The organism is Microbacterium algihabitans (genome assembly GCF_032464975.1).
Lineage (GTDB): Bacteria > Actinomycetota > Actinomycetes > Actinomycetales > Microbacteriaceae > Microbacterium > Microbacterium algihabitans.
Genome location: NZ_JAWDIU010000004.1, coordinates 22665 through 39263 on the forward strand (window position 1 = coordinate 22665; position 16599 = coordinate 39263).

Below are 16599 nucleotides of genomic sequence, written 5' to 3' on the forward strand. Positions count from 1 at the left end.
AAGAATCACCGACTCAGCGCCGAGCGCGACACGATGACCCGTTGCACGACGACGAACAGCAGCAGCAGGGCACCCACCGTGATGCGCGTCCACGACTGCTCGGCACCCGAGAACGAGATGATCGTGCGGATCAGGCCGTAGACGAAGACGCCGATCATGGAGCCCACCACGAAGCCGCTGCCGCCGGTGAGCAGCGTGCCGCCGATGACGACCGCCGCGATCGTGTCGAGCTCGGTGCCCACACCGTTCAGCGGATATCCCGCACCGGAGTAGGCCGTGAGCACGATGCCCGCCAGCCCCGCGCACACCCCGCTGATGACGTAGACCGACAGCTTGGCGCGGACGACGGGCAGACCCATCAGGCGTGCCGACTGCTCGTTGCCGCCCACCGCGTACACGGTGCGGCCGAAGCGCGTGTACCGCAGCACGAAGGCGGCGAGCGCGACGACCAGCAGCGCGATGATGCCGGTGGGGGTGATGTACCACCCGGCGAACGAGAAGCGCGTCGACTGCAGCCACAGCAGACCCTCGTTGTCGACCTTGATGGACTCCAGGCTCACCACGAACGCGAGACCTCGCGCGAGGAACATGCCGATGAGCGACGCGATGAACGGCTGCACGTCGAAGAACTGCACGAGCACGCCGATCAGCAGGCCGATCGCCGCACCGATGAGCACCATCGCGGGGAGGGCGACGGCGACGGGAACGCCGTCGGAGAGCATCTTCGCGCAAAGGATGCCGGTGAAGGCCATCACCGCTCCGACCGACAGGTCGATGCCCCCGGTGAGGATCACGAAGGTCATGCCGACGGCCAGCACGAGCAGGTACGCGTTGTCGAGCAGGATCGACGACATGATGCGCGGGAGCTGGAAATTGGGGAACCAGTACATGGCCCCCGCGATCATCACGACCAGGATGATCACCGCGGCGAACACCGGCACCCACGAGATGTGGCGGCTGAGGAAGCGACGGTAGGTCGAGGTGGGCGACGACGACGCCGTGCGCCGTTCTTCGGTGAGAGTGGCCATCAGGACAGCACCTTTGCGTCAGGACGTCGGGTGAGCGGGCGCGCCGCGGAGCGGCCCGCCGTGTGGAAGTACGCGCGGAACCGACGCGACTGCAGCAGCACCACGATGAGCACGGCCACGGCCATGAACACGGGGCTGACCGCGGGCGGCACACCGAGGAAGGTGATCGTGCTCTTGAGCGTCTGGATGGTGAAGACGCCCACGACGGTGCCCGCGAGGCTGAACTTGCCGCCCGCGAGCGAGGTGCCGCCCAGGACGACGGCGAGGATCGCGTCGAGCTCGATGTAGAGCCCTGCCGCATTGGCATCCGCCGCCATGATGTTCGAGCTGTAGAGGATTCCCGCCATGCCTGCCAAGGCACCGCTGGCGATGTAGGCGCCCCAGATGATGCCGCGCGAGCGGACGCCCGCCAGACGGCTCGCCTCGGGGTTGATGCCGACCGCCTCGGTCAGCATGCCCAGGGCCGTTCGCCGCTCGAGCACGCCGATGACGAGCACCGCGACGATCGAGACGTAGAACGCGAACGGCAGTCCCAGGACGTACCCGCCCGCGATGAACTTGTACGGATCGCTGTTGATGGTCGTGATGAAGCCGCCCGTGATCAGCAGGGCGACACCGCGACCGGCGAGCATGAGCACGAGCGTGGCGATGATGGGTTGGATGCCGAGGACCGAGACGAGGAACCCGTTCCAGACCCCGAGCAGAAGGGCGACGCCCACGGCCGCGGCGATCGCGGTGAAGACGACGCCGAGGTTGCCCGGGTCGGGTGAGGCCTCGATCACGGTGAGCGCGACGGCTCCCGAGACGGCCATGATCGCCCCGACCGAGAGGTCGATGCCGCGCGTGGCGATGACCAGGGTCATACCGAGCGCGACCAGCATCAACGGTGCGCTGTTCCGCAGGATGTCGATGAGCGAGCCGTAGAGCTGACCGTTCTGCACGGTGACGCTCAAGAACGAGGGGCGCGAGATCGTGTTGACGGCGATCAGCGCGAGGAGCGCGGCGATCGGCCAGACGAGGCGGTGCGCGAGGAACTTCTTCATGCGATCTTCTCCCGATCGGACGACACTGTCTCGGGTACGGTGGGCGCGGCCTGCTGCGACTGCCCCTCGGCGATGTAGGTCACCAGGGCGTCGAGATCGACGTCGCGGGTGGCCAGCTCGCCGATCTTACGACGGTCGCGCAGCACCGCCACCCGTTGGGCGATGCGCAGCACCTCCTCGAGCTCCGACGAGATGAAGACGACCGACAGGCCCTTCTCGGCGAGCTCGGCGACCTTGCGCTGGATGTCGGCCTTGGCGCCGACGTCGATGCCGCGCGTGGGCTCGTCGAGGATGAGCAGCTCGGGGGCGGTGGCCAGCCACCGGGCGAGCAGCACTTTCTGCTGGTTGCCCCCCGAGAGGTTGCGGATGAGGGCGTTCGGGTCGGCGGGCCGCACCCCGAGGGCGGTGATGTACTCGTCGACGACCGCCTGCTTCTCGGCGGCGCTGATGCGGCGCATCGCCCCGCGTCGGGCCTGGATGCCGAGCACGATGTTCTCGGCGACGGTGAGGTCGCCGACGATGCCCTCGGCACGACGGTCTTCCGACGAGAACGCGATGCCGCGGTCGAGGGCGTGACGGGGCGAGCCCGTGCGCGATGCGGTGCCGCCGACGTCGACGGATCCCTGGTCGGGACGGTCCGCACCGGCGAGCAGTCGCGCGAGCTCGGTGCGACCCGAACCCAGGAGCCCTGCGAGCCCGACGATCTCGCCCCCGAACACTTCGAGATCGACGGGCTCGAGGGCGTTCTTGCGGCCGAGGCCCGAGGCCCGCAGCACGGGCGTACCCGTGCGGTCGATGGGCCGCTCGGCACTGGCGGAGAGCGATTCCAGCTCCCCCAGCTCGCGGCCGATCATCTTGGCCACGAGTTGCTCGCGGCCGAGCTCGGTGATGGCGTACTCGCCGACGAGCGTGCCGTTGCGCAGCACCGTCAGCCGGTCGGAGATCTCGTAGATCTGGTCCAGGAAGTGCGACACGAACAGGATCGCCACCCCCCGGTCGCGCAGGTCGCGGATCACCGAGAACAACTGTTCCACCTCGCCCCGGTCGAGGCTCGAGGTCGGTTCATCGAGCACGAGCACCTTGGTGTCGACGACCATCGCGCGGCTGATGGCGACCAGCTGCTGCACCGCGATGGAGTGGCTGGCGAGGATCGAACGCGTGTCGATGTGCACGCCCAGCTCGGCGAGGTAGGTGGCGGCCGCGGCGTGCGTGGCCTTCCAATCCACCATGCCCGCTCGGCGGATCTCGGCGCCGAGCATGACGTTCTCACCGACGGTGAGGTTCTGGCAGAGGTTGACCTCTTGGTAGACGGTGGCGACGCCGGCGGCCTGTGCGTCGGCGGTGGTGCGGAAGTGCCGCTCCTCACCGGCGACGCGGATGCTGCCCGCGTCGATGCCGTAGACCCCGGTCAGCGCCTTGATGAGAGTGGACTTGCCGGCTCCGTTCTCGCCCATCAGCGAGTGCACCTCGCCGGCGCGGAGGGTGAAGTCCACGTCGTCGAGCGCCTTCACCCCGGGGAACTGGATCGTGATGCCGCTCATCTCGACCACGGCGGATCGTTCGGGTGTCATGTCGATCGCTTTCTCTGATCGGTGGCGTGCGGGACCGGGGAGGGCCCGGCCCCGCACGCCGGGGAGGATGTTCCGTCGATGCCGTGGCGATCGGACGGGTGCCGCCGTGGGAACGACGGCCGATCCCTGCGGATCAGTAGGGGCGGCTGTCGAGGACCTTGGCGGCCTGCTCCTGGTCGAAGGCCTGGTCTTCGACGATGTAGCTCTTGTCGACGGACTCGCCCGCGACGACCTTCTTCACGATCTCGGCAGCCTTCTCACCCAGCAGCGGGTTGCACTCGACGATGTAGTTGAACTCGCCCTTGGACAGCGCGGTCATGCCGTCTTTGACAGCGTCGATCGTGACGATCTTGATGTCGGTGCCGGGCGTGAGACCCGCCGCCTTGATCGCCTCGAGCGCGCCGAGACCCATGTCGTCGTTGTGCGCGAAGAGCAGGTTGATCTGCGAGCCGTACTTCTGCAGGAAGCCCTCCATCACCGTCTTGCCCTCGGCGCGGGTGAAGTTGCCGGTCTGCGAGTCGAGCACCTTGATGTCAGTGCCCGAGATCGCGGAGTTGAAGCCCTCGGCCCGGTCGGTCGCCGCCGACGATCCGGTGGTGCCCTCGAGCACGACCATGTTGGTGGGCGTCGAGCCGAAGTTGTCGGCCACCCACTTGCCGGCCGTCTCGCCCTCCTTCTTGAAGTCGAGTCCGACCCAGCTGGCGTAGAGGTCTTCGGATGCCGAGACCGTGCGGTCTTCGAGGATCACCGGGATGTTGGCGTCCTTGGCCTCTTTGAGCACGTCGTCCCAGCCGTCGGTGACGATGGGAGCGAGCACGATCGCGTCGACGCCCTGGTTGATGAAGCTGCGGACCGCGGCGATCTGCGCCTCGGGCTTGTTGTCGGCCGCGTTGAAGATGAGGTTGAAGCCGTTGGCCTCGCTGAACGCCTCCTTCATCGACTCGGTGTTCGCGCTGCGCCAGCCGCTCTCGGAGCCGGTCTGCGCGAAGCCGACCGTGATGACGTCGCTGCCGCCTCCGCCGCCGCCCGCCGCTGCTCCCCCGCCGCCTGCGCAGCCGGTCGCGGTGAGTGCGATCGCTCCGACGAGCGCTGCGCCCGCGATGATCTTGTTCGCCTTCATGATGAAACCTCCTCGTTTCGCCGGCGCCTGTGCCGGTGTCATGTGTGCAGCACCTCGGGTGCGCCGTGTTGGAATGTTAGCGCTCACACAACGCGTGCTGTCAAGCAATCTCGCTCCCGCAAGTGTCACGGATTGATAAATGTGAAGCTTCACACTGGGCGCATGGCGGGGCGACGGGGGCCTTCGCCGCCGGGGCGCGACGGCGCGAGTGCGGCCGCCGGCCCGCCGGGGATCCGCGCACGAACGGTCGATGACGGGCACGGGAGCGTTTCGTCGTGTTGCGCCCAGCGATGCCCCGCGCCCGGTGAGCGCCTACCGTGGATGTATGACTTCCCTTCCGCATGCAGCCCCCGAGAGCACTCCCGCCATCGGCACCTCGGTCTCGGCGGACGACTTCAAGCGCGCGTTCCGCGGGCACCCGGGCGGGATCGCGGTCATCACCGCGTACGGAGAGAACGGCCCCGTCGCCTTGACCGCCTCGTCGGTGTCGTCGGTCAGCGCCGATCCGCCGCTGCTGATCTTCTCGGTGTCGGCGCTGTCGTCGGCGACGCCCACGATCATCGCGGCCGACACGATCGTGGTGCACCTGCTCGACGCCGAAGACATCTCGCTCGCCCGCGCGGGCGCGACCAGCGGCCTCGACCGCTTCGCCGACACGTCGACCTGGTCGCGCCTGGCCACCGGCGAGCCCGTCTACCACGGCGTGCGGGCGTGGCTGCGGTGCAAGATCGTCAGCCGAATGGATGCCGGCGGCTCCACGGTCATCGCCGCCCAAGCCCTGCAGGTCGACGTCGAGCGCGACCTCGAGCCCGGTGAGCCCGGCGCCGCGCTGGTCTACCACAACCGCACCTGGCACCGCCTCGGCGAGCACTCGCGGCTCGACTGATCCCAGTGGGTCGGGGCCGGCCCGCCTCGGTCGGCTCGGTCGGCTCGGCCGGCTCGGTCGCCTCGGCCGGCGAGACTGCAACTCGCTGACGACCCGGCGTCAGGCTGCAACGGACTCGTCAGCGAAATGCAGTCTCAGCGTGAAGGGCCCCGCGAAATCGCGTCAAAGGCCGCAGAACGCCGCGTAGAAGTCGTACATCTTGCGGCGCAGGTCGTCGGACGCCGTCAGTCGCACCGTCCCCGTCTGGCCGTCGGCCGTGGTGACGGCGAACGGGATGAGCGTGCCGACCTTGTCTTCGGCGAGCGCGTGCGCATCGCAGCGGTTGGGGACGAAGGGCACGCGCAGCTCGCTTGCGGCGTCGGTCCCCCGCACGACGCGCGAGATCATCACCGTCGGGGCCCCACCCGTGCCGTCCCACGGCGCCAGCAACGTCGTCCCCTCGACGGAGTCGATGGTGAACGATCCGTCACCGCCGCCCGCGCCGATGGCCACGACCAGGTCGGCGGGGGTCCCCGGCCCGCCGCCCTCGAAGTCGGCCGACTCGATCGTCGCCACCTCGTCGACCGCAGCGGTGAAGCACGCTGTCGCGTGAGCTGCCGGGAGGAACGAGAACCGGTCGCCGGGCGTGATGGTCTGCGTGCCCGACGACGCGGCATCCCGCCAGTCCACCTCGACGACGGCGGATGCCGCTTGCTCGCCGCAGACGGCATCCGGAAGCGCGATCCGCAGGTCGGGCGATCCCTTGCCCGGCTCGAGGTCGACGGGCCGACCATCCCACGCCGGGTCGCCGGGGTAGTCCGCCGAGACGAGTCGCACGCCCCTGATCGTCACGGCGCGCTCGCTGCCGTTGGTGACGCTGACGGCGATGCGCCCCTTGGCGATGTCGGAGCGGGGTTGGTACAGGTCGGCCGACAGTGCGGGGGCGGGCTCGGCCGGGGCGGTCGGCGCGCATCCCGTGAGGCACAGCACGAGCGCGGGGATCACCGCGAGTCTCCACCGCATCCGCGCTCCTTCCGCCGTGGACGGAATCTACCTCTCCGCGTGGATGTGGGTCAGAACGCCCCGGCGTCGGAAAAGGCGATCTCGGCTGTCGCCAGCACCTCGTCGCCCGGGCCGACGGCGAGCACACGGGACGCTTCGGCACTGCCGCATAGGCGGATGTCCGTGTCGACGAAGGCGGGCGCCGTCATCCGCACGCTCAACGCCGTCATACGACGGCCCCCCGCGTGACGACGCGCGGCGTCCGCCATCAAGATCCGCAGCAGGGGCCCGTGCACGAGAAGGTCGGCGAGTCCCTCAACGTCCTGCGCCCACCGCCGGTCGTAATGCACGAGGTGGGTGTTGCCGGTGAGCGCCGAGAACCGGAACAGATGCCGGGCGTCGAGATGAACGAGTTCGATCCAGTCGGCGTCGGCCACTGCGGCGGAGTCGATGCGCGGTGAGCGGGGAGGGCCGTCCGCCGCGCCGAGGAAGACGTCGTGCCAGGTGCTGCGCGCGACGACGCGGCCTCCGACCGCGAAGGTGCGCTCGATGTCGGCGAACACGAGCCGCCCGCGGGCGCCGCTCTTCTCCGTGAGGGTCCCGGCCCGCGCCGCCTGCGTCACATCGTCGCCGATGCGGAGCGGAGCCTCGAAGACCGTGTCCTCCCCCGCATACATGCGGCGAGGAAGGTCGATCTCGGGAAGGATGCCGTCGCGCGCGGGCGTTCCATCCGGCCGGAGATCCGCGAAGGGCACGGCGAAGGGGAAGAGGATCCCCTCCCACGCGGGAGGGAGCGCCCCCGATGCGGTCAGAGGCGACTGCCCCGCCGCGAAAGTGCCTCGATAGCCCTCCGCATGCGCGGCGTCCACCGCCTGCGTGCGCACGACCGTCATGACAGCGCTCCCGTCGCCCGGAGTCGGGCGATCTGCTCGGCGTCGTACCCCGCGAGACCCATCAGCACGGCGTCCGAGTGCTCGGCGAAGCGGTTGGCCCGACGGTTCGGAGTCGCCGGGGTGGCGCTGAGCTTGATCGGCTGTCCGAACATGCGCAGCACGCCCAGTGGACCGTAATCGGCCTCGACGACCATGTCGCGCTCGGCGGTGCCCGGGTCGTCGACGACCTCTCCGATGGTCTTGATGGCGGTGAGCGGGATGACATCTCCCGCCAGTTCCTCGAGCTCGTCTTTGGTGCGGGTGACAAGCCAGCGGCTCACCAGCGGCTTGACCCGCCGAGCGTAGACCTCGGGGTCGAACCGCTTGCGCATCGTGTCGATCTCGATGTCGTCGGCGGCCTCGGGGTCACCGAAGAGTTCGCAGCTCGCGCGCCACAGCTTGTCGGTGTAGGCCCCGAAGAACACCTGTCCGTCGGCGCAGTCGAACAGTTCGTAGGGCCGCACCCACGCGTGCTCGTTGCCGGCCGGCGTGGCTTCGACTCCCCGCACGGTGTAGTCGACGACCGCCGTCTCGGTGAGGGCGAGCACGCTGTCGACCTGGGCCACATCGACCAACTGCCCCTCCCCCGTCCGCTCGGCGTGACGCAGCGCTGCGAGCGTTCCCACGACGGCGAACAACGTGGCGGAGAGATCGCCGATGGTCACGCCGACGCGTACGGGCGGCTGATCGGGGTAGCCGTTCATCGACCACAGCCCGCCGGCCGCCTGCGCGGTGTTGTCGAAGGCGGGACGGCGGCTGCGCGATCCGGTCTGGCCGTACCCGGAGATGGCGACGTACACCAGCCGCGGATTCACCTCGCGCAGCACCTCGTAGCCCACGCCGAGCTTCGCCATGGTGCCAGGGCGGAAGTTCTCGACCAGGATGTCGGCGCGACGCACCAGCTCGCGCAGCGTCTCGACGCCGCCGGGGGCCGTCAGGTCGAGTCCCACGCCGAGTTTGCCGCGGTTGTACTGCGCGTAGTACCCGCTGAACTCTTCGTCGCCGTCAGTGAGGTAGGGCGGGAACCCGCGGGAGACGTCGGGGTCGCGGGGGTTCTCGATCTTGATCACGGTCGCGCCGAGGTCGGCGAGCATCTGCGCCGCGTATGGCCCGGCGAGCACGCGCGACAGGTCGAGCACGACGACGCCGCTGAGCGAGCCGGCACCGGGGTCGAGAGGGGTGGTCATGCGGGGGTCTCCTCCCGGTCGGGAATGGGCGAGGCGTCGAGTGCGGCGGCGACCCGGGAGGCGTACGGGCGCCCGCGGATCCTCGAAAGCCATGCGCTCGTGCGCGCGAGGGCGACGAGGTCGACTCCCGTGCGGATGCCGAGGCCCTCGAGCATCCAGACGAGGTCCTCGGTCGCGAGGTTGCCGGTGGCCCCCGGGGCGTAAGGGCAGCGGCCGAGCCCACCCACCGAGGAGTCGAACTCGACCACGCCGTTGCGAAGGCCCGCGTAGACGTTGGCGAGGGCCTGGCCGTACGTGTCGTGCAGGTGAAGCGCGAGAGCGGAACGGGAGATCCCGGCGGCCGCCACCGCATCGATCATGCGCTCGACGTGGCCCGCCGTCGCGACCCCGATCGTGTCGCCGAGAGCGAGCGTGCGGCATCCGGATGCGCTCAACGCGGAGGCGGCATCGACCACGGCTGCGGTGTCGACCGCCCCTTCCCAGGGGTCGCCGAACGACATGGAGACGTACCCGCGGACGGGGATGCCGGCCGCCCGAGCCTCCGCGACGACCTCGGTCGCGCGGGCGATCGATCCCGCCCGGTCGGTGTTCAGGTTCGCCCGCGCGAACGAGTCCGTCGCACTCACGACGGCGGCGACCTCCCGCACCCCCGCGGACAGGGCGTCGTCGAGTCCGCGACGGTTCGGGACGAGGGCGACACCTCGCGCGCCGTCAGGCACGTCGACGGATGCCACGACCTCGCGCGCATCGGCGAGCTGCGGGATCCACGACGGCGGCACGAAGCTCGTGACCTCGAGGGCGCGCACCCCCGCGGCATACAGGCGGGAGCACAGTGCGACCTTCACCGCAGTGGGGATGACGTCGCTCTCGGCCTGCAGCCCATCGCGGGGTCCGACCTCGTAGACACTGACCGCAGCCGGCATCCCCTCGACAGGAACGGGCCGGGGACGGCGTACCGGCGAGGGATCGCTCACGACGAGCTCCTGCGCAGATCGGCGAGCACCTCGGCGGCATGCTCGACGCGGATGCGTCCGTCCGCCACGATGCGCGCGGCGACCTCGGCGATCTCCCCCACCGTCGCCCCCGCGCTGGCGGCGATCGTGCGAGCGTGGAGGGTCATGTGACCGCGCTGGATGCCCTCTGCGGCGAGGGCCCGGCACGCCGCGAGATTCTGCGCGAGCCCCACTGCGGCGATCGTCGCGGCGAGCTCGCGGGCCGAATCGATCCGCAGGAGGTCGACGCCCGCGCGGGCCGTCGGGTGCGCGCGGGTCGCACCGCCGACCAGTCCCACCGCCAGCGGCACCTCCAGGGTTCCGACGAGGTCGCCGTCGGGCGTGCGCTCGAACCGGGACAGCGACCGGTACGCACCGTCACGGGCCGCGTGCGAGTGGCATCCGGCCTCCACTGCGCGGGTGTCGTTGCCCGTGGCGAGCACCACGGCCGTGATGCCGTTCATGATGCCCTTGTTGTGGGTGGCGGCGCGGTAGGCGTCTGCCTCGGCGAACGCGCTGGCCGCCTCGATGTCGGCCACCACCTGAGCGCCGCCCAGCAGATCGGCGGGGAACACGGCCCGTACACGGGTGAGACGCAGGTCCGCTTTGTTGGTGAGGATGCGCAGGAGGGTGCGGGCACCGGCGATCTCGGCGACCCGCGGAGCGAGCGCCTCCGCCATCGTGTTCACCGCGTTGGCGCCCATCGCGTCGCGCACATCGACGTGCAGGTGCACGATGACCTGCGTACCGGTGCGGGTGGGGAGCGTCCGCACGGAGATGTCGCTCGCTCCGCCGCCGAGAGAGACGAGCAGGGGGTCCTGGGCGTCGGCCAGCGCGAGCAGCTCGTCTCGGGCTTCGAGCAGACGCAGCCGCGCCCCTTCGGGGTCGACGGCGTCGACCACCTGTACCTGCGCGATCATGACATCGCCCGTCGTCGAGGTGGAGAAACCGCCGGTCGCACGGGCGATGCGCGCCGCATTGGACGCGGCTGCGACGACGGACGGCTCCTCGGTCGCCATCGGGACCAGTCGGTCGACACCGTCGATGCGGAAGTTCGTCGCGATGCCCACGGGCACGCCGAGAATCCCTACGACGTTCTCCACCATGTGATCGGCCTGAGACAGCGTGAGCCCCTGAGCCGGGTCGAGGCAGGCGAGAGCCCCGGGTCCGAGGCCGGCGCCTTCTTCGACGAGAGCCCGACGCTCGAGCGGGTCGTGGTCGCGGAGTCCGGAGAGTCGGCTGGTGGGGGTCACGCGGGCTCCTTTGCGGGCGGTGATGAGCCGCGTCGACCGCGGCGTCCCTTCGACGCTAGGTCGACGTGGGCCGGCCGAGTAGGGACGGGTCGCACACACCGAAGGACCGCGGGTGGGCGATTCATCCACCCGCACCGCGTTCCATCCGCTCGCGCAGTTCGTCGAGCCGTACCGCGACGGACAGACGGAAGAAGCGCTCGTCGTCGCGCCACCCCTCACCGAGCAGCGCGTCGAGCTTCTCGAGCCGCTGCAGGATCGTGTTCGTGTGGAACGTCAGCGCGCGGGCCGTGCGGGTGGGGCTCGCTCCATGGCGGACGAACGCACGGAGCGTCGCGAGCAGGTCGCTTCCACGGGCGTCGTCATGTCGCCGCACCGCCCCGAGCGACGCGTCGAGGAACGAGAGCAACGCGCGGCGGTCCGCTCCGATCGTCGCCGCGTAGGGGAGCATCTCGTCGGCAGGGACGAGGGCATTGCGGAGACCGAGGGCGCGAGCCAGGGCGAGGGCGGAGCGGACCTGCCCTGCCGCCCGTGACGGCCCTCCGTCGTCGACCGTGCCCGTGACCGCCAACACCTCGGTGTCGAGATGCTCGCGCAGCGCGGCGAACGCAGCCGCGTCGAGAGCCGTCGCGTGCGCAGCCACCACGAGACCATCGAGCTCGCCGACCAGGGCGGAACTTCCGAGATGATGCGCCACCGCGCGGGCCGTCGCCGCGCGTTCGATCCCCACCACCGCGAAGGCCGTCACCGCGGTGAGCGCTTCTTCCTCGACCCCGGCCCGCCGCAGGGCCGAGGCCACGTCGGCACGTCTCTGCGGCGACGCGGTGACCAGGTCGACGAGCAGATCGGAACGCTGACGGTGATCGGCCTCGGCCACCGCCTCCTCCGACAGGGCGAGGAGGGCGGCGACCTGCGCCGCACGCTCTATCGTGCGGCGATCGACGTCGTCGAGGGGACGAGCGGGCGTCCCCACGACGATCGCGCCCAGCACCCGCCCACCGGCGGTGAGGAGGCTGACGGTGCGCTCGTGGGCGTCTTCCGCGTCGCCGACGGGGCCGAGCGCGCCACTCGCGAGATCGGCGTCGGCCCCGCCGTCGGCCGCGCGGATCGACCCCGCTGCGTCCACGATCACGATCGGCGCCTGCAGAGCGTGCGCGAGGGCACCGGCGACGGGGGCGAGACCGCCGCCCGCGAGCACCGCATCGACGAGCTCGCGGTGCACGCGGTTGGCGCGGTCGCGAGCGGCCACGTGAGCGGTGAGCTCGGCGACGGCGGCGCGCGCGAGATCAGCCTGCCGTCGGGCATCGGCGAGGGCCGCGGCCGTCTGCAGCACGACCGAGGCATGGTCGGCGAGCGCCGCCAGCAGGGCGGTGTCATCGGGGGTGAAGACGCGCTCGCGTCGCTCCGCGACGAACAGCACGCCCAATACCCGCGGATCGGATAGCAGGGGCACCCCGAGCATCGACACGATGCCCTCGCCGGTCACCGCGGCATCCACCCCGATCGAATGACGTTCCGCGGCGACGAGGTCGTAGCGGCGCACCGCCCGTGGCATCCGACTCTCCGCGATCGCACTCACCAGCCCTCGCCCGGGAGGGACCACGAGTTCGCGTAGCGCCGTGGTGACCGCACCGCGGGTCGCCCGCACTCGCAGCGTCGCATCGACGTCGTCGAATTCCGAGAGATAAGCGACGTCGGCCGCGAGCAGCTCCTGGGCGCGTTCGACGAGGCGGGCGAGCACGGCATCGGTGTCACGGACCGCCGTCAACTCGCGAGCGCTGGCGAACAGCGCCGTCAACTCGGCCGTGCGGCGGCGCAGTCCCGCGACATCGTCGACGCCCGGGGCGGGCGACGGCGGGGTGGGATTCGACGACGGCACCGTCGACTCACGCTCCCCGGCCGTGCAGGCGGCTCCAGGCGAGATCGGCGAGGGTCGCGGCGTGCAGGCCGAGCTGTCCGTCGTCGAAGACCGCGCGATCGGAGTGCAGGGGCGCCCGCCGACCCGCGGGCGCGACGCCGAGGAAGACGAGCACGCCGGGCACCCGCTCGAGCACGTAGGCGAAGTCCTCGGACGCCGGGGAGGGGGCGGCCAGGACGCTCACCCGCTCATCGCCGTGGGCGGCGCGCAGCGTCGCGAGGACGAGGTCGGTCTCGCGAGGGTCGTTGACGGTGACGGGATAGGAGTCGACCCAGTCCACGTCGAGAGTGCACTCGTGTGCACCCGCGATCCCGCTGAGGAGCGCGGGGAGCTCGTCGCGCACGCGGTCGCGCGTCGTCGCGGAGAAGGTCCGCACGTTCAACACGAGCGTCACGGTCTCGCTCAAGACGTTGCCCGCCGCAGAATCACTGCGAATGCCCGTCACCGAGAGCACGGCGGGGTCGGTAGCCGGCAGGCGCCGCGCGCCGAACGTCTGGACCGCCAGCACGAGCTCCGCCGCGACCGGCACGGGGTCGACGCCCTGGTGCGGCATCGCCGCGTGCCCGCCGGTCCCCCGCACGGTCACCGTCGCGGCGCTCACGCTCGCCATCATGGGTCCTGGACGGGTGACGAAGGTCCCGGCGTCGGTCATGGTGTCCACGTGCAGGGCGTATGCCGCCACGGGCGCCGCACCCGCGGCATCCAGGAGCCCTTCCTCCAGCATGAGACGCGCCCCGGCGAACCCCTCCTCGCCGGGCTGGAACATGAAGACGACAGTGCCGGCCAGCTCATCCCTGCGCGCGGCCAGCAGGCGGACGGCGCCGAGTAGCCCCGCCATGTGGAGGTCGTGCCCGCAGGCGTGCATCGCAGCGTCGGTGGCGGCGAAGTCGAGACCCGTCGCCTCGGTGATCGGGAGAGCGTCCATGTCGGCCCGGAGGAGGACCACGGGCCCCGGCCGCCCGCCCCGGAGAACCGCGGTGACGGACGACAAGCCGTCTCCCGTGGAGACCTCGAGACCGTACCCCTGTAGTTCGCGCAAGAGCACGGCCTGGGTCCGCGGAAGCTGGAGCCCCGTCTCGGCGAGAGCGTGCAGTTCGCGTCGGACCGCGATGAGCTCGGGAACCAGGCCCGCCGCGGCGGCGGCGAAGGCGGTCATTCCGTCGTCATCCGCACACCCAGCACCGGCACCGCGTCGAGCAGGTCGAGGGTGTACGCCTCGGTGGGAGCGGCGAGCAGCTGCTCGGTCGGGCCCGACTCGACGATGCGGCCGTGACGCATGACCGCGATCTCGTCGCTGATGTACCGGACCACCGCGAGATTGTGCGAGATGAACAGCATCGACAGCCCGAACCGCTCCTGCAGCTCACGCAGCAGGTTGAGGATCGCCCCCTGCACCGACACGTCGAGGGCACTGGTCACCTCGTCGGCGATGAGAACGCTCGGCTCCCCTGCCAGGGCGCGCGCGATCGTGACGCGCTGCCGCTGCCCGCCCGAGAACGCGGCCGGGGTGTCTCCCGCGCGATCGGGGTCGAGATGCACGAGGCTCAACAGCTCGCGCACCCGGTCCACGCGCGCATCGCGCGAGAACGTCTTGCCGCTGGCCCGCAGCGCCTCGGCGATCGAGTCGCCGATGGTCATGCGGGGATCCAGTGCGGAGAACGGATCCTGGAAGACGAGCTGCAAACGGCGTCTGGCCGCGCGGGCGGCGGCTCCGTGGCCGGACGCCATGACCCCGCCCACCCGCACCGCGCCCGAGGCGGGCGTGACGAGCCCGACGACGGCGGCGGCGATCGTGCTCTTACCCGACCCCGACTCCCCCACGAGACCGAGAGTGCGCCCGGCGGGGACGACCAGCGAGACGTCATCGACGACCGTCGCTCGGCCGTAGCGGACGGACAGGCGATCGATTTCGAGGGCGTTCACACCCCCACCTCCTCGGCGAGAGCGGAAGCGGCGACCTCGGGCGGGATCACCGGGAGCGGCCGGGTGCGGTCCGACGTCATGTCGGGCAGGCAGGCCAGCAGAGCACGCGAGTACGGATGCGTCGCGTCCTCGCGGATGCGCTCTGCGTCGAGTTCTTCGACGACGATTCCGTCCTTCATCACCAGCACGCGATCGCAGAACGCCGAAACGAGGGCGATGTCGTGGGAGATGAACACGATGGCCGCTCCCGTGTCGCGCTGCGCACGACGCAGGACACCCATCACCTGGCGTTGCACGGTCACGTCGAGGGCCGTCGTCGGCTCGTCGGCGATGATGAGCTTGGGGCGGCCGGTGAGGGCCTGGCCGATCATCGCGCGTTGCCGCATGCCGCCGCTGAACTGGTGCGGGTACTGTCCCAGTCGCCGTGCAGCGTCGGCGATGCCGACGGCCTCGAGTGCCGCGGTCGCATGGGCGCGGGCCGCACCACGCGACATCTTCAGGTGCACCTCCGGGACCTCGGTGAGCTGGCGCCCGATGGTCAAAGCGGGGTTGAGTGAGGTGAGCGGGTCTTGGAAGACCATGCCGAGCTCGACGCCCAGGGTCGAGCGGTCCGCGGCGGTCAGCGGGCGGGTCATGTCGATGCCGTCGAAGCGATGCGTGCTCGTGTCGATGCGCGCATCCGGCCCGAGAAGACCGGCGAGCGCCATGGCTGTGAGCGACTTGCCCGAGCCCGATTCGCCGACGATGCCGACCACCTCGCCCGGCTGGATCCGCACGCTCACGCCACGCACTCGCTCGACCTCGCCACCGTCGGCCGTCGCGAACGCCACACGCAGGTCGGCGATCTCGGCGATCGGCTCGCCCGGCGCCGCCCCCGCGCGGGACGCGACCGCCCCTCTCGCGCGGCGGGTCGGCGACACCGCGCCGAGAGCGCAGCGGGCCACGGCGCCGCGTCCGCCGCCACGCGTGTCGGCGAGGGCCTCGCTCACGAAGGTGAAGACGAGGCCGGCGAGCACGACGGCGATGCCGGGGCCGATCGCGGCGAGCGGATTGACGTAGATGCGCGTGATGCCGTCCTGCAGCAATCGACCCCAGTCGTACTCGGGCGCCTGCACGCCGAGGCCGAGGAACGACAGACCGGCGAATGACAGCAGCGTGACGCTCGCGGTAGCGGCGGCGTTGACGAAGAGGGGGTTGGCGATGTTGGGCAGGATGTGCCGGACGAGGATGCCGAAAGGCCCCACCCCCACGACGCGTGCCGCGCGGACGTAGTCGCGCCCCGAGACGGATGAGGCGAGGTTGTAGACCAGGCGCGCCATGAAGGGGATGCCGGAGATTCCGATGGCGAACATCGCGCTCGTCGCACTGGCACCCCAGATCACGGTGAAGAAGAGAACCATCAGCAGCCATGGGAAGGCCAGGAGGATGTCGAGCAACCCGGTCGCGAGACGTCGAACGTGGCGAGGAAGGATCCCCGCGATCAGCCCGTAGGCGATGCCGCCGACCGTGGAGACGGCCGTCGCCCCGAGGGTGAGTAGAAGAGAGACGCGTGCCGCGACGAGCACGCGTGCGAAGATGTCGCGGCCGAGGTCGTCGGTGCCGAACGGGTGCTCGAGGCTGGGCGGCAGCAGACGGGCGGGAACATTCGAGGTCTCGGCGGCGGCCAGGAAGATCGAGCCTCCCGCGATCGCGACGAAGAGGAAAAGCAGCACGCCCACCGCCGCGGCGATACCGGAGGGGGACAGCAGACGGGAGCGCCAGGTCATGG

The 16599-nt window shown here is 70.6% G+C and carries 14 protein-coding genes; 1 reads left to right on the forward strand and 13 read right to left on the reverse strand.

The window, feature by feature from the left end; genetic code table 11:
* Nucleotides 1–5: 5 nt before the first annotated feature.
* The 4 genes from RWH43_RS11840 to RWH43_RS11855 form a co-directional block, all read right to left on the reverse strand.
* Nucleotides 6–1028 (reverse strand): ABC transporter permease subunit, encoded by a 1023-nt coding sequence (locus RWH43_RS11840; RefSeq protein ID WP_251507554.1) that lies wholly within the window; start codon nt 1026–1028, stop codon nt 6–8.
* Nucleotides 1028–2071, reverse strand: coding sequence for an ABC transporter permease (locus tag RWH43_RS11845; RefSeq protein WP_144834665.1), 1044 nt, complete (start codon nt 2069–2071; stop codon nt 1028–1030). The genes RWH43_RS11840 and RWH43_RS11845 overlap by 1 nt, the downstream gene beginning before the upstream one ends.
* Nucleotides 2068–3642, reverse strand: coding sequence for a sugar ABC transporter ATP-binding protein (locus tag RWH43_RS11850; protein ID WP_251507557.1), 1575 nt, complete (start codon nt 3640–3642; stop codon nt 2068–2070). The genes RWH43_RS11845 and RWH43_RS11850 overlap by 4 nt, the downstream gene beginning before the upstream one ends.
* A gap of 133 nt (nt 3643–3775) precedes the next feature.
* Nucleotides 3776–4762: an ABC transporter substrate-binding protein gene (locus RWH43_RS11855; protein ID WP_144834661.1), complete on the reverse strand. Its 987-nt coding sequence runs from the start codon at nt 4760–4762 to the stop codon at nt 3776–3778.
* A 325-nt stretch (nt 4763–5087) separates the two neighbouring features.
* On the opposite strand from RWH43_RS11855, the gene RWH43_RS11860 reads away from it, so the two are divergent.
* Nucleotides 5088–5648 carry a flavin reductase family protein gene (locus RWH43_RS11860; RefSeq protein ID WP_144834659.1) on the forward strand — a complete coding sequence of 187 codons (561 nt, stop codon included), beginning with the start codon at nt 5088–5090 and terminating at the stop codon, nt 5646–5648.
* 162 nt (nt 5649–5810) lie between these two features.
* On the opposite strand, the gene RWH43_RS11865 is transcribed toward RWH43_RS11860, so the two are convergent.
* From RWH43_RS11865 to RWH43_RS11905, 9 genes are all read right to left on the reverse strand, one after another.
* Nucleotides 5811–6650 (reverse strand): hypothetical protein, encoded by an 840-nt coding sequence (locus RWH43_RS11865; RefSeq protein WP_316001575.1) that lies wholly within the window; start codon nt 6648–6650, stop codon nt 5811–5813.
* Nucleotides 6651–6700: 50 nt separating this feature from the next.
* On the reverse strand, nt 6701–7522 hold the full coding sequence (locus RWH43_RS11870; RefSeq protein ID WP_154097748.1) for an HTD2 family dehydratase: 822 nt from the start codon (nt 7520–7522) through the stop codon (nt 6701–6703).
* On the reverse strand, nt 7519–8748 hold the full coding sequence (locus tag RWH43_RS11875; protein WP_316001576.1) for a CaiB/BaiF CoA transferase family protein: 1230 nt from the start codon (nt 8746–8748) through the stop codon (nt 7519–7521). The genes RWH43_RS11870 and RWH43_RS11875 overlap by 4 nt, the downstream gene beginning before the upstream one ends.
* Entirely contained in the window at nt 8745–9722 is a 978-nt protein-coding gene (locus RWH43_RS11880; protein ID WP_316001577.1) for a hydroxymethylglutaryl-CoA lyase, read from the reverse strand. Before RWH43_RS11880 ends, RWH43_RS11875 begins: the two co-directional genes overlap by 4 nt.
* Nucleotides 9719–10993 (reverse strand): hydroxymethylglutaryl-CoA reductase, degradative, encoded by a 1275-nt coding sequence (locus tag RWH43_RS11885; protein ID WP_316001578.1) that lies wholly within the window; start codon nt 10991–10993, stop codon nt 9719–9721. The genes RWH43_RS11880 and RWH43_RS11885 overlap by 4 nt, the downstream gene beginning before the upstream one ends.
* Before the next feature lie 121 nt (nt 10994–11114).
* On the reverse strand, nt 11115–12869 hold the full coding sequence (locus RWH43_RS11890) for a helix-turn-helix domain-containing protein (RefSeq protein ID WP_316001579.1): 1755 nt from the start codon (nt 12867–12869) through the stop codon (nt 11115–11117).
* A gap of 7 nt (nt 12870–12876) precedes the next feature.
* Nucleotides 12877–14064 carry a M20 metallopeptidase family protein gene (locus RWH43_RS11895; protein ID WP_230705214.1) on the reverse strand — a complete coding sequence of 396 codons (1188 nt, stop codon included), beginning with the start codon at nt 14062–14064 and terminating at the stop codon, nt 12877–12879.
* Nucleotides 14061–14831: an ABC transporter ATP-binding protein gene (locus RWH43_RS11900; protein WP_154097753.1), complete on the reverse strand. Its 771-nt coding sequence runs from the start codon at nt 14829–14831 to the stop codon at nt 14061–14063. Before RWH43_RS11900 ends, RWH43_RS11895 begins: the two co-directional genes overlap by 4 nt.
* On the reverse strand, nt 14828–16597 hold the full coding sequence (locus tag RWH43_RS11905) for a dipeptide/oligopeptide/nickel ABC transporter permease/ATP-binding protein (RefSeq protein WP_316001580.1): 1770 nt from the start codon (nt 16595–16597) through the stop codon (nt 14828–14830). The genes RWH43_RS11900 and RWH43_RS11905 overlap by 4 nt, the downstream gene beginning before the upstream one ends.
* Nucleotides 16598–16599: the final 2 nt, after the last annotated feature.

Bases quoted from the DNA above. Each gene is read 5' to 3' on its own strand.
- RWH43_RS11865 (WP_316001575.1), bottom strand. From the start codon at position 6,650: ATGCGGTGGAGACTCGCGGTGATCCCCGCGCTCGTGCTGTGCCTCACG.
- RWH43_RS11850 (WP_251507557.1), bottom strand. From the start codon at position 3,642: ATGACACCCGAACGATCCGCCGTGGTCGAGATGAGCGGCATCACGATC.
- RWH43_RS11905 (WP_316001580.1), bottom strand. From the start codon at position 16,597: ATGACCTGGCGCTCCCGTCTGCTGTCCCCCTCCGGTATCGCCGCGGCG.
- RWH43_RS11855 (WP_144834661.1), bottom strand. From the start codon at position 4,762: ATGAAGGCGAACAAGATCATCGCGGGCGCAGCGCTCGTCGGAGCGATC.
- RWH43_RS11845 (WP_144834665.1), bottom strand. From the start codon at position 2,071: ATGAAGAAGTTCCTCGCGCACCGCCTCGTCTGGCCGATCGCCGCGCTC.
- RWH43_RS11840 (WP_251507554.1), bottom strand. From the start codon at position 1,028: ATGGCCACTCTCACCGAAGAACGGCGCACGGCGTCGTCGTCGCCCACC.
- RWH43_RS11895 (WP_230705214.1), bottom strand. From the start codon at position 14,064: ATGACCGCCTTCGCCGCCGCCGCGGCGGGCCTGGTTCCCGAGCTCATC.
- RWH43_RS11870 (WP_154097748.1), bottom strand. From the start codon at position 7,522: ATGACGGTCGTGCGCACGCAGGCGGTGGACGCCGCGCATGCGGAGGGC.
- RWH43_RS11860 (WP_144834659.1), top strand. From the start codon at position 5,088: ATGACTTCCCTTCCGCATGCAGCCCCCGAGAGCACTCCCGCCATCGGC.
- RWH43_RS11875 (WP_316001576.1), bottom strand. From the start codon at position 8,748: ATGACCACCCCTCTCGACCCCGGTGCCGGCTCGCTCAGCGGCGTCGTC.